12 protein-coding genes are annotated in these 12,647 nt (G+C 52.7%); all 12 read left to right on the top strand.

All coding sequences use genetic code 11. The features are described from left to right. The 12 genes from ACULM0_RS06565 (at position 1) to ACULM0_RS06510 (ending at position 12,549) form a co-directional block, all read left to right on the top strand. On the top strand, positions 1-903 hold the full coding sequence (locus ACULM0_RS06565) for an RluA family pseudouridine synthase (protein WP_463679630.1): 903 nt from the start codon (positions 1-3) through the stop codon (positions 901-903). Next, positions 900-1,682 carry a hypothetical protein gene (locus ACULM0_RS06560; RefSeq protein ID WP_463679629.1) on the top strand — a complete coding sequence of 261 codons (783 nt, stop codon included), beginning with the start codon at positions 900-902 and terminating at the stop codon, positions 1,680-1,682. Before ACULM0_RS06565 ends, ACULM0_RS06560 begins: the two co-directional genes overlap by 4 nt. Next, positions 1,679-2,215: a signal peptidase I gene (gene lepB, locus ACULM0_RS06555; RefSeq protein ID WP_463679628.1), complete on the top strand. Its 537-nt coding sequence runs from the start codon at positions 1,679-1,681 to the stop codon at positions 2,213-2,215. Before ACULM0_RS06560 ends, lepB begins: the two co-directional genes overlap by 4 nt. A gap of 13 nt (positions 2,216-2,228) precedes the next feature. After that, positions 2,229-3,827, top strand: a complete 1,599-nt coding sequence (locus ACULM0_RS06550; protein WP_463679627.1) for a uridine kinase family protein — start codon at positions 2,229-2,231, stop codon at positions 3,825-3,827. Between the two features lie 21 nt (positions 3,828-3,848). Next, the gene (locus ACULM0_RS06545) at positions 3,849-5,456 is read left to right on the top strand and encodes a PP2C family protein-serine/threonine phosphatase (RefSeq protein ID WP_463679626.1); all 1,608 of its coding nucleotides are present in this window, start codon (positions 3,849-3,851) and stop codon (positions 5,454-5,456) included. A 102-nt stretch (positions 5,457-5,558) separates the two neighbouring features. Beyond that, on the top strand, positions 5,559-6,116 hold the full coding sequence (locus tag ACULM0_RS06540) for an ArsR/SmtB family transcription factor (protein WP_463679625.1): 558 nt from the start codon (positions 5,559-5,561) through the stop codon (positions 6,114-6,116). Positions 6,117-6,225: 109 nt separating this feature from the next. Next, entirely contained in the window at positions 6,226-7,146 is a 921-nt protein-coding gene (locus ACULM0_RS06535) for a ketopantoate reductase family protein (RefSeq protein WP_463679624.1), read from the top strand. Then, entirely contained in the window at positions 7,143-7,976 is an 834-nt protein-coding gene (locus ACULM0_RS06530) for a deoxyribonuclease IV (RefSeq protein WP_463679623.1), read from the top strand. Before ACULM0_RS06535 ends, ACULM0_RS06530 begins: the two co-directional genes overlap by 4 nt. After that, on the top strand, positions 7,930-8,940 hold the full coding sequence (queG, locus tag ACULM0_RS06525) for a tRNA epoxyqueuosine(34) reductase QueG (RefSeq protein ID WP_463679622.1): 1,011 nt from the start codon (positions 7,930-7,932) through the stop codon (positions 8,938-8,940). Before ACULM0_RS06530 ends, queG begins: the two co-directional genes overlap by 47 nt. A 165-nt stretch (positions 8,941-9,105) precedes the next feature. Then, entirely contained in the window at positions 9,106-10,293 is a 1,188-nt protein-coding gene (locus ACULM0_RS06520) for a glycine C-acetyltransferase (RefSeq protein ID WP_463679621.1), read from the top strand. 105 nt (positions 10,294-10,398) lie between these two features. Next, the gene (locus ACULM0_RS06515) at positions 10,399-11,313 is read left to right on the top strand and encodes a chemotaxis protein (protein WP_463679620.1); all 915 of its coding nucleotides are present in this window, start codon (positions 10,399-10,401) and stop codon (positions 11,311-11,313) included. Positions 11,314-11,364: 51 nt separating this feature from the next. After that, positions 11,365-12,549: a cation:proton antiporter domain-containing protein gene (locus ACULM0_RS06510; RefSeq protein ID WP_463679619.1), complete on the top strand. Its 1,185-nt coding sequence runs from the start codon at positions 11,365-11,367 to the stop codon at positions 12,547-12,549. Positions 12,550-12,647: the final 98 nt, after the last annotated feature.

Genomic DNA, 12,647 nt, shown 5'->3' with positions numbered 1-12,647 from the left:
TTGAGAACCATCACGATTGAAAAGGACGCGGCGGGACAACGTCTCGATCGGTACCTGCTTAAATTATTCAATGCTTCATCACGTGCGAATGTATACAAGCTGATACGTAAAAAATTGTTCAAAATCAACGGTGTACGTGCCAAGGAGGATGATTTCCTTGAGGAGGGGGATCTCCTGACCGTATACTTGGCAGATGAATCCTTTGAAGCGTTGATCGAAGAAAAACCCCTGGTGAAACCTGAAGATGTGGGACTCACCATCGTTCACGAGGACGAGGAAATCTTGATTGTCCACAAACCGAGCGGTCTCTTGACCCACCCCACGCGGGATGAATACAAGGATACGCTGGCTACGAAGGTGCTTTTCTACCTCCGCGATCATGCAACGCGAACCTTTAAGCCTGCACCGGTCCAACGCTTGGATTTTAACACGAGCGGCCTGGTCCTCTTTGCGAAGACCTATGAAGCCTTGAAAAAGTTCAATGCTCTCATGCGCGAGCGGGCGATTGAGAAATACTATCTGGCTCTCGTCTACGGCGAGGTCAAAGACCCGGGGGAGATCCACGGCTACATGCGCCGCGATGAAGCCTCAAACAAAACCACGATCCACACTCGACCGGGCAGGGATGGAAAAGAAGTCCACACGCGCTACCGTCCGCTGGCCTCGGCCGATCGGTACAGCCTCCTCGAGGTAGAACTCTTGACCGGACGCACCCACCAGATCCGCGCCAGCTTCTCTCATATCGGTCATCCCCTCGTGGGCGATCAAAAATACGGTGGAGGCCGCAGGGCGGAAGGACAGTTGTTAGAAGCCTATGCCCTGGTGGTGGGGGACCAGCGTTATGAATACATCTCTGAACCTTTCCGAGCCCAGGTTCGGGCCTATCTCGGAGATGTCCTATGAAACTGTCGAAAGAGGTGGTCGCTAAGCTCATCGAACGCTATGATTACGGCGGAAGCCTCGAAGTGCTCGAGCAGGTGGGGCAGGAAGAAAGTGACCTGGGTCTTTTTGTCGATGGTCTCCATTATGCCATCAATTTCGACTTTCATGCGGCCCGTAGTCGCTTCTACGAACTGAGCGAGGAGCGAAAGGAAGACCAGTTCGTCACGGAGATGATCAAGAACATCAACGAACTGATCGAGGGCGTACCCGATGCGGTTTTCTCAGAGCTCGTCGACAACCTGGCGATTCAACTGGAGAACGAGGAATACATTGATTATCTGGGTAGGGTCTATCGATCCAAGGAAGCCATTCTCAAGTACTTGTTCGTTAAAGACCATATTGATCGGAAGCGTTTTTCGCTTCATATGGAAGCTTTTCACAAGCGCTCGATTCTGAAGACGTTACGTAAAAAGTACAAGATCTACAATGGGAACTTGACCTATGCGATTACCCAGTATTTCGAGAAGTACCGTGCGAACGACGTGAAGGCCATGGAGATTCTGAAGATGCTCAATGGTGATCGAATGGAGGGGCTAGTTGACCTACGGCACCGCTCGTTGATCGGTCACGGCTTCGAAGGCGTGGGGGTCAATGAGATCTACAAGATTTACGGCAACCCTTATGATGTGATCGATGATCTGATTGATTGTTTTCACAAAATGGATATTCGTATTGAAAAGTACAAATACAATAAAATCAATAATTATCTCCTTGAACTGTTGGAGGAGGAAACGTTGTGAACAGACACCGCGGTTCTCTGCTTTGGGACTGGCTGAAGACTTTTGTGCTGGCTGGCGTACTGGCCGTGACGATCACGGTCTTCGTACAACCCACGCTTGTGCGTGGGGAATCGATGCAGCCAACCTTCGAACCGAATGATTACTTGGTGATCAACCGTTGGGCCTACCGGAACCGACCACCCCAACGCGGCGACCTGGTCGTCTTCACCACCGCTCTCACCGACGAAATGGGACAGAGGAAGCACCTGATCAAGCGGGTGATCGCTGTGGGGGGAGATCGGATCGAGATCAGCGAAGGGATGGTGCACGTGAACAAGCGCCGGATCGACGAACCCTACTTGCCTGAGGAGGCCTTCACCCTTGGGGATATTGAGATTGAACTGGCACCCGACGAGCTATTCGTGATGGGAGATAACCGGTTACACAGCTTAGACTCTCGTAACCCCATGATCGGTCCCATCGAAGAGATCCAACTGGAGGGTGAGGTCTTCTTTAAACTGTACCCCTTTGAAAAATGGGGCCCTGTAGAATGAGGAGGTTGATGTTTTGAAGAGTCTAGAGACTTTGGCCGATCGTGCCGATCGCATCCAGGGGGAGGACGCCCCTTTGATTGTTGCCGCGCTGGTCGATGGTGTGTTGGAAGAACTGACCGAAACACCGGCCCCCGATGCAAGTATTCAGTGGGTGACGCTTGCGCACCTAGATGGAATCCGGATTTACCAACGTTCGCTTTCCTTCCTACTGATCAAAGCATTATTCGAGCTGAACCCCTACGCTCGGGTTCGCATCGAGCACTCCCTAGCAAAAGGGCTTTTCTGCGCCTTCGATCAGATGACGGTGTCCGAGCAGACGGTGCAGAACCTCGAGAAAAAAATGCGAGATATGATCGCCCGTGATCTAGCCTTTAAGAAAGAACAATATGCCCTCGAAGAAGTGAGAAGGATCTTCACCGAACAGAACATGAGCAGTAAGATCCCCCTTCTCAACTATCGGCAAGAGGGCTATCTGAATCTCTATGAAATGGAGGGATTCAAGAACTACTTCTATGGATACATGGTACCGAGCACTGGGTATCTGTCGCTCTTTGAACTGACCCCCTTCGATGGCGGTGTAATTCTCAGACACCCCACCGTGGAGAGCCCGATGGCCTTACCATCTTACACACCAGCCTACCAGATGGCCCGAATCTTCAGAGAAAGCGAGCAATGGGGAGAGATCCTCGGGGTGAGCGTGGTGTCGAGTCTCAACGAGATCATCCTCAAAGGGGGAACCCGTGAACTGATCAACGTGGCAGAAGCGCTACACGATAAAAAAATCGTTCACATTGCCGATGAGATCACGGCGCTGGGGAAGAAGCTCATCTTGATCGCGGGTCCGTCGTCATCGGGCAAGACGACCTTTGCCGACCGATTGCGTGTGCAGCTTCGTGTTAACGGTCTCCATCCCGTGGCCATATCAACGGATGACTATTTTGTCGATCGCGAATTGACCCCGCGGGACGAGTACGGGGAATTTGATTTCGAGTCAATCGACGCGCTCGACACCATGACTTTCAATCGTGACCTCGCCGCTCTGCTACGGGGCGAAGAAGTGCCGATGCCCCGTTTTAATTTCAAGACGGGTCTGAGGGAGTACGATGGACGGACGTTGAAAATCAGTGAGAAACAACCGATCATCATCGAGGGGATCCACGGCCTAAACGAAAGGTTGACGGATCAAATCCCTAAAGAAGACAAGTTCAAAATATACATCAGCGCCCTGACGCAGTTGAATATCGACGAGCACAACCGGATACCGACCACAGACAACCGGTTGATCCGGCGGATCGTGCGCGATCACCAATTTAGAGGTTACGATGTCCAACATACCATCGGCATGTGGCACTCTGTACGCAGGGGCGAGGAACGGAATATCTTTCCCTTCCAAGAGGATGCAGATGCCATCTTCAACTCAGCACTTCCCTATGAGCTGGCCGTCTTGAAGAAGCACGTCGAACCACTTCTCTCTAAGATTCCCATCGGGGATCCAGCTTATGCAGAGGCAAACAGGCTTCTGAAATTTATCGGGTACTTCACTTCTATCGAAGCCAATTGCCTGGTGCCGAGCACGTCGATTCTAAAAGAGTTCATCGGCGATCATTGTTGATAGCAGAAAGGGGGGACAGCCGTGAGAAATCAGCCGAATGGACACCACCGGATACCAGAATACCTGGCCGCGGCTGTCGTTCTGTTGGCACTGATCTTATTCGGTGCCGTTGATGCGATACTCGAAGGATGGATATCAGAATTTCGCACCATCAATGTCATCAATCTGGTCAAGACCATAGAGATCATTACGCTCGTGCTCCTCGGACACACCCTCTTTTTTCTCTCCAACACCAAGGAGAAGATGCACTACCGCCTCTTGATCCTCGGGATCTTAGCTGTGGTCAGTCTTGAGGTGACGGCTCTCTTCATGCGGCAAGCGACGGTTGTTTATTTCCTTGAAACCCTAGGTTCCTTCCTCTTGCTCCTCTCCTTGCTCCTCGCATCACTCGCCGGTTGGGAGCGTACAACGACCAAGGGCCTCAGGGTTTTGTCGGTCATGGGTATCAGCGCCATCTTCATCCTCTTCATGATTCTGGTGGTCATCAGGGTGGGGAATCTCTATGAGGGCGAAGTATCGGGGATCGTCGACCTTTCTGCCAAGGTCCTCAACGTCGTGTTGGTCGCGGGGCTTTTCTTATCCCAGTACCGTGATGATCTCGTCGCCAATAGATCGGGTCACGACCGCATGATGGTGGGCACAATTCTCTTTGGGGGTAGCCTTTTGTTCGCCCTGAGAAGCACCTACTACCCTCAGGCCGTACAGCTTATCCAACTACTCCTGATCATTGCCGCCTTGGTGATGTATATCGTCGGATACTATGAGTTGGAGGTATTCAGGGACAAGGATGGGCAGCAAGATGCCGAGGCACAGATCAAAATGTACGTCGACCGCTTGAACCGAGTGGTACAGAATAAAACTCGCGAGGTCAGACGGGCGAACGAAAAGCTCCTGAAAGAAATTGAGAATGCGAAAATGATCCAACAGTCCCTGCTACCAAGCCACTACCTCGCTTACGATCATGCACGTTTTTATTCGGATTATTATCCCTGCGAGCGATTGAGTGGTGACTTCTACGATATCTACAAAATTGACGAGGAGCACATCGGCATGTACCTTTTGGATGTCTCTGGTCACGGCATCTCCGCCGCCCTCATGACCATGTTCACTGCAAATAACATCACGTCTTCCGAACGACTGATCAAAAGGTACCGGGGGCTGAAGCCCCACAAGAATCTGGACCACTTCTACGAGGTCTTCAACCAGTCGAACTTCCCCGACGAGATGCATCTCGTGGTGCTGATCGCCTCCTATAACACGAGAACGGGGCTCCTCAAATACGCCTCTGGAGGGATGAACTGCCACCCGATCCTCATTCGAAAGACCGGCAAACTTGAGTTGCTCGATCAGTCGAGGGGGTTTCCGATCATGAAGTTCGGGGAATACTTCGTGCCGGAGTACACTTCGGTCACTGTTCAGCTTGAAGCGGGTGACAAGGTGCTCTTCTACACGGACGGGTTGATCGATGTGGAGAAAAACGAACTGTTTGATCTGGATGAACTGATGCAGTTCTCTAAGAAGTTCGCGGATCAGCCTGCTCAGGATTATTTTGATGCCCTGCAGCGTTTGGTCGATAGCAAGAAGGAGAAGCTGGATGATGATGTGACCTTTTTCATCATGGAGGTCTAATCGGAAAAGTTGACGGACGACTGTCCGCCCTATATAATAAATATATAAAAATTTTTTAATACATTATTGATTGCCATGAAATAAGAGAAGGGTGTCGTCCATATGAAAGATCTCCATGTACTAAGGGAACTCGAGCAAATCAAAGCCATCAGCCAGGTGTATCGCCTGGAGGTGCTAGATGCTTTTCAAAACCAACCGGCAACAGCCAAGCAGGTGTCGGAGCGCATGGGAGAACCCCACGCAAAGGTGAACTACCACATCAAGACGCTCGTGAAGGTGGGCATCCTCGAGTTGGTGGAAGAAGTGGTCAAACTCGGGATCGTAGAGAAGTATTACGCTCCCGTCGCAAAGAATTTCATCATCGACAGTAGTGTGATGAATCCGGAAGACGAGACGTTGAGTGCTTCTCTGAAGAGTGCGAGCATTGCACTGTTCGAACGGATCGCTAAGGATTTTTACGCTAGTGTGGAAAAAGCGGAAAAGAAGGATCCACCGAAGAAAATCGCTTACAATGCAGAGGTATTCCTCACGCAAGAAGAAGCCCGCGAACTGGAACAGGCCGTCAACAAACTGGTAGGTGACTTTTTGGCCGACAAGCAGGTCCAGCGGGAAGACACCAAGAAGTACTTCACCGCCAACCTGATCATTCCGACCAAATAGCAATAGGCAAGCACCTATCAACTGATGGGTGTTTTTTTCTAGAGACGGTCGAGCTTTTCAAATGGCAAGAACCTGCGTATACTGAAGACACAAGAAAGGGGAAAATGCGATGAAAATGGAGAGAATCAGCATGATTGGACTCGGGGCAATCGGTTTGGCCTACGCGACGAAACTGCACGACGCCTTGGGCGACCGCTTCACGGTGATCGTTGACGAAGAGCGCAAGCAGAGGTACGAAGAAGAGGGTTTTTATATCAATGGAAAGCGGTACGATTTTCACTATGTGAGCGAGGAGGAAACGGGGGATCCCGATTTAATCCTGATCGCAGTCAAATACCATCACCTGGATCAAGTGATCCGACAGATTCGTCACCATGTGGGAGAGAATACCCTGATCATGCCCCTGCTCAACGGCATCACAAGCGAGGAACGGATTGGAGCCGTCTACGGGATGGATCGGATGCTCTACGCCACGTGCATACAGATCGATGCCCTCAGGGAGCATAACCGCGTGAGTTTCACGCGAAATGGTTCTATCCATTTCGGGGAGAAGACCGGGGAGAAAACCCCGCGCGTCTTGGACGTAGCCCGTGTGTTGGAAGAGGCGGGTATCCATGTGGTGACACCGGAAGATATGTGGCACACACTGTGGTGGAAGTTCATGGTCAACGTGGGGATCAACCAACCTTCGGCTGTCCTGAGAGCACCCTATCGCGTTTTCAAAATCTCGCCGTATGCCATGGAGCTTATGCGCGACACGATGCAGGAAGTCATCCAGGTGGCTAGAGCCGAGGGTGTTTCGCTCGATGCATCGGATATCGATGCTTTCGTAGAGATTATGCACACCCTTGGGGATGATAAGATGACCAGCATGTGTCAGGACGTTTTGGCGGGTAGAAAGACAGAGGTCGAGATGTTCGCGGGCGAGCTCATGGCCATCGCCGAGCGACATGGCATCGATGTGCCCGTCAACCGTACCCTGTTCCAGATGATCAAGACCATTGAGATGATGAACGGGGTAATCCTATGATCCTAGGGCCTCATCTATCGATGGCCAGAGGGTACGAGAAGGCGGTCAAAGAGGCCATCTCCATCAATGCGAACACCTTTCAATTTTTCACTCGGAACCCACGTGGGGGGAAGGCGAAGGCGCTCGATATGGATGATATCAAGCGGGCAGCACAGTTAATGAAGGACCATGACTTTGGCCCCCTTTTGGCGCATGCCCCCTATACCCTCAATCTGGCCAGCGAGAAGTCATCCGTTCGTGATTTCGGTCGTGAAATGATGGCCGACGATCTGGAGCGGATGTCCAGACTACCTGCGGCCTTGTACAATTTCCATCCCGGTTCACATACCGGTCAGGGCGTGGAGAAGGGCACAGAGTGGATCGTATCCATCCTTGGATCCCTGATGGACAGCCTTGGTGAGACGACTATACTCCTCGAGACCATGAGCGGAAAAGGCACGGAGATCGGTCGCTCATTCGAAGAAGTCCGGGCGATCATCGACGGCCTGGGCGGAGACGAACGAATAGGGGTCTGCCTGGACACCTGCCATGTCTACGCGGCTGGTTACGACGTCGTAGAAGACCTAGATGGCGTGCTCGATACCTTCGATCGGATCCTCGGGTTGGACCGTCTCCGCGCCATCCACCTGAACGACAGTAAGAAGCCCTTTGGCTCTGAGAAAGACCAACATGCGAAGCTAGGAGAAGGTGAGCTGGGGGAAGAGACGCTCTTCAGGATCATCAACCATCCGAAGTTAACGCATCTGCCCTTCTATCTGGAGACGCCAAACGAAGTTCCCGGCTATGCTGAAGAGATCGAACGGCTTCGGGCCGCCAGAGTACGGGGGTGATGCTATGGACGCTCGGATTGTACCGGCGCGTCGCTACGACGAGTTGCTCGCTCGACTGGAGAAGGAAAAGACGCCCTTTGTTCCACTGGCAGAAGAGCGTGTTGATCCCAGGGATGTGATGCCCGGCGTCAAGAGCATCTTGGTGGCTGTCTTGCCCTACGATCTACCCAAGCTGGTGGAAGAACGGGGCGTCCCCTATCGGGTCAGTGCCTCAGCATACGGTGGGGACTATCACGCGATCGTCCGCCGCCGTCTCGAAGAGAAGCTGGAGGAACTGACGGAAGGTCACCCCGGATTAGAAGGGATCATCCAGGTGGATACGGGTCCCTTGGTAGACCGCCACCTGGCGCACGAGGCGGGTCTCGGCTTCTTCGGTAAAAATCGTTTCCTGATTCATCCCCAATACGGTACCCGCTGCTTCATCGGCCTGATTCTATTGTCGAAAGATCTCTCTGGAGAAGTGCCAGAGCAGGTTGAAGAAGGATGTGGTGATTGTACGCGCTGCCTCGGAGCCTGTCCTTCCCAAGCCTTATCGAAAGCGCACGGGTACCGTGTGACGCGATGCATCGCTTACCTCACGCAGAAGAAACGGGGGCTGACGGAGGAGGAACGCATGCTATTCGACGGGCGGGTCTACGGGTGCGACACCTGTCAGCAGGTGTGTCCCTACAATGACCAGTCGAATCCCGATCCGGTCGCCGGGCCCGATTTGGGTCTTCTAGATCCAGAAGAAGTGCTCTTTATGAGCAATCGAACCTTTCAAGAGGCCTACGGCCACCACGCCTTTGCCTGGGTGGGGGCAAGTACGATCAAACGGAATCTCCTGATTTCGGCGGTGGCGTCGCAGGACCCCCGGTTGATCGGGTGGCTCGACCGATTGGCCGAGATGAATCATCCTGTTCTAGAGGAGACGATTCTTTGGGCTCGTGCGTTCGTTTCAAAAATGTCAAAAAATCATTTTTGAAAAATGGACACCGACGCGCTATAATAGGGATGGAACCGGAAAACGTTTGACTCCCCGTGGGCCATACAAAAGGGTCAACTCCTATATTTGCCTCGAATCTCTCACTTATTCTCTTTTGTATGGTTCCAAGGGGTTTCATATTTTTTGTAAGGAGGTCATGCTAGCATGTCATCGATTCATGAACTGCAATACTTGAAGGATGAAGTACAGGCACTGAAAGACCAGGGCGTGTACCGAACACTACCTATCCTCGAGGGTGCAAATGAAGCAGAAGTAATCCTAAACGGAAAAAAAGTGATCAACCTATCATCGAATAATTACCTTGGGTTTGCCAATCACCCAGCTTTGAAAGAAGCGGCCATTGAAGCGGTCAAAACCCACGGTGTGGGGGCTGGCGCCGTACGCACGATCATTGGAAATATGGACCTTCACGAAAAACTGGAGGAAAAACTGGCGGCCTTTAAAAGAGAAGAAGCCGTTATCGCATTCCAGTCGGGTTTTAACTGCAATGCGGGTGTAATCCAGGCAATCACCTCAAAAGGAGATCTAATCATCTCGGACGAGCTGAACCATGCGAGTATCATCGATGGTGTGCGCCTGTCGAAGGCCGATCGTGCCGTGTTCAAGCACAGCGATATGGAAGATCTAAAAGCTGTTCTCGAAGAGCGGCGCTCAAAGTACAAGAACTGCCTCATCATCACCGACGGTGTCTTCAGCATGGATGGCGACGTTGCCAGGCTGCCGGAGATTGTTGATCTGGCAGAGGCCTATGACTGTATGACGTATGTGGATGATGCCCACGGATCGGGTGTTCTGGGTGAAAGTGGGCGCGGAACAGTGGATCACTTCGGCCTTCACGGACGTGTGGATTTTTCCATTGGAACCCTCTCCAAAGCGATCGGGGTCATCGGTGGTTACGTCGCTGGTAAGAAAGTCATGAAAGAATGGCTGTTGCACCGTGGTCGTCCGCTTCTCTTTTCGACGGCCCTGCCACCCGCGGCAGTGGCATCGATCATTGCGGCGGTGGACCTGCTGACGGAAAGCACGGAGTACACGGACAGACTCTGGGATAATGCTCGCTACTTCAAAGAGAAGTTGGGGGCCCTGGGATTTGATACGGGTGAGAGCGAGACGCCGATCACACCGGTGATGATCGGTGAAGAAGCCAAGACAGTGGCCTTTTCCAACGCCCTGCTCGAAGCGGGAGTCTACGTATCCCCCATCGTGTTCCCTACAGTGGCGCGGGGTACGGGACGCGTGCGCTGTATGGTGACAGCCGGTCATACGAAAGACTTGCTGGACCGCGCTGTAGAGACTTTCGAAAAGATCGGAAAAGAAATGAATCTGATTTAAGATGAAACCGGAGCAGCTGCTCCGGTTTTTCTTATTGATTTCCTAGTGTCCCCCGACCACATGCGGTATAATAGGATAAAAGTGGATTAGCGGGAGGCTGAATGTATGGAAAGAGACAAGAGCATCTTACTGGAATCGGGAACTGGTGAAGTGGAGATCCTCCATTTCACCGTCAACGGGTCACACTACGCCATCAACGTGATCAAGGTGAAAGAAATCCTGCACATCAATAACATCTCGAAAGTACCCAATGCCCACGCATCCGTCCCGGGTGTCTCTCTCGTACGCGGTGACGTGATGACGGTAATCGATATGAGCCACGTGCTCGACGGAAAGAAGAATCCGAAGGTCGAGAAGTCGATGGCGTTGATCTGTGAGTTCAACCAGCTCAAGGTGGCTTTTGCCATCGACCAAGTGCTGGGGATCACGCGTGTGAAATGGTCTGAACTGAAGAAACCCGATGAGATCACAGCCTCGGGTCTTGTGATCGGCAATATCAATCTGAACAACCAGATTCTCATGCTCCTCGATTTCGAACGCATCGTGACGGAGATCGCCCCTTCTTCGGGGATCAATGTCGATGACATCGATGTGAGTGAAGACGTGAGCAGGGCAAACCTGCGGATTGTCTTGGCCGACGATTCACCGATGATCCGTCGCCTGCTGAAAGATACGCTGACCAAGGCTGGTTTCAAGCGTCTGAAGTTCTTTGATGATGGGCAGGAAGCCCTAGACTACTTGATGGGCGTCGTGGAAAGACGCAAGGATCACTTCCTCGAGGAAGTGCAGCTGTTGATCACCGATATCGAGATGCCCGAGATGGATGGGCACACCCTCACGCGTCGTGTGAAGGAGCATCCGATCATGCGAAAACTACCCGTTTTGATCTTTTCCTCGCTGATCACCGGGGACCTGAAGCACAAGGGTGACTCCGTCGGTGCGGATGGTCAGATGAGCAAGCCTGAGATCGGACAGTTGATTGACATGGTAGATCAATTGATCGCAGATGTTTACCAATAGGCATCCACTGGACCCATCCGTCGGATGGGTCTTCCTGATGGGGGTGATCCGATGACCTTCAGTTTTAGTCTCATGTTGATTCTGGGTCTATTGGCCAATTGGTTGTTCGAGAAGTTGCGGCTGCCCGGCCTGCTCGGCATGTTGTTATTGGGCGTTCTCCTGGGCCCCCATGGGTTCGATTTCATGAGTCCCGACCTACTGGCGATCTCTTCCGACCTGCGCCTCATCGCGCTGATCATCATCTTGCTTCGAGCAGGACTGGGCCTGAGGAGAGATACGCTCAACAGAGTGGGGAAGCCTGCGCTACGCATGAGTTTCATTCCCGGCCTCCTCGAGGGAGGCACATTGATCGGACTCGGCATGTACCTTTTCGATCTGAGTTTTTATGAGGCGGGCATGTTGGGCTTCATCGTGGCAGCTGTTTCGCCAGCGGTGGTGGTTCCCCAAATGCTGGGATTCATTGAAGCGAGAAAAGGGGAGAAACAGGGGGTGCCGACCATGGTGCTGGCCGGCGCATCAGTGGATGATGTGGTGGCGATTACTTTTTTCACACTTTTTTCAGGTCTCTACGTCGGAAATCGCGTGAATCCCCTCGTTCAGGTCCTCGAAATACCCCTGTCCATCCTACTGGGGATTTTGATCGGGGCCGCCTTGGGCGCCTTTATGGTCTTTCTGTTCAAACGGAACCACATCCGGGATACGAAGAAGGTGCTCATTTTACTCGGGGTTGCGCTCCTCTTGAAAGAGCTTGAAAACCTATTGTCCGGGGTCTTGCCGATCGCCAGTCTCCTGGGTGTCATGACCATCGGTTTCGTACTTCTCGAGTATTACCCTCAGCTTGCCGTGCGCCTCTCCCACAAGTTCAATAGAATCTGGGTCCTAGCCGAGATCTTGCTCTTCATCCTGGTGGGTTCCCAGGTGGATGTGACCGTGGCCTGGCATGCCGGCGGCGTCGGCGTGGTCCTACTCGCCGGTGGTCTCGTCGCCCGGTCCATCGGTGTCTGGATCAGCCTGCGGGGCACTTCCTTAAGCAGGGGAGAAAAATACTTTGCCACCCTGGCCTACCTACCCAAGGCGACCGTTCAGGCGGCCATCGGGGCGATTCCCTTGTCCCTGGGGGTTCCCGCTGGGGAACTGATTCTGGCGATCGCCGTTCTTTCGATCGTGATCACGGCACCACTGGGCGCCATGGGTATCCGATGGGCCGGCGAGCGGTACCTTTCGGTCGATGGTTAGCGTCGTGTCTGATTGCTGCTACCCTTCAACCGCTTGTGCTGCTGAAAGAGGGCATGCCCCGTTGGGATGATGCCCGCGCCTATGTACGCCCAGAGGAG

It is taken from the genome of Halotolerantifilum yawarlongkerapense (genome assembly GCF_054506745.1).
The sequence above is the reverse complement of the archived record's forward strand: the minus strand, read 5'-3'. Positions and strand labels throughout refer to the sequence as shown.

Excerpts from the sequence above, each read along its gene's own strand:
- ACULM0_RS06520 (WP_463679621.1), top strand. The coding sequence starts at position 9,106 with ATGTCATCGATTCATGAACTGCAATACTTGAAGGATGAAGTACAGGCA.
- ACULM0_RS06560 (WP_463679629.1), top strand. The coding sequence starts at position 900 with ATGAAACTGTCGAAAGAGGTGGTCGCTAAGCTCATCGAACGCTATGAT.
- ACULM0_RS06535 (WP_463679624.1), top strand. The coding sequence starts at position 6,226 with ATGAAAATGGAGAGAATCAGCATGATTGGACTCGGGGCAATCGGTTTG.
- ACULM0_RS06510 (WP_463679619.1), top strand. The coding sequence starts at position 11,365 with ATGACCTTCAGTTTTAGTCTCATGTTGATTCTGGGTCTATTGGCCAAT.
- ACULM0_RS06515 (WP_463679620.1), top strand. The coding sequence starts at position 10,399 with ATGGAAAGAGACAAGAGCATCTTACTGGAATCGGGAACTGGTGAAGTG.
- ACULM0_RS06530 (WP_463679623.1), top strand. The coding sequence starts at position 7,143 with ATGATCCTAGGGCCTCATCTATCGATGGCCAGAGGGTACGAGAAGGCG.
- ACULM0_RS06540 (WP_463679625.1), top strand. The coding sequence starts at position 5,559 with ATGAAAGATCTCCATGTACTAAGGGAACTCGAGCAAATCAAAGCCATC.
- queG (WP_463679622.1), top strand. The coding sequence starts at position 7,930 with ATGCTGAAGAGATCGAACGGCTTCGGGCCGCCAGAGTACGGGGGTGAT.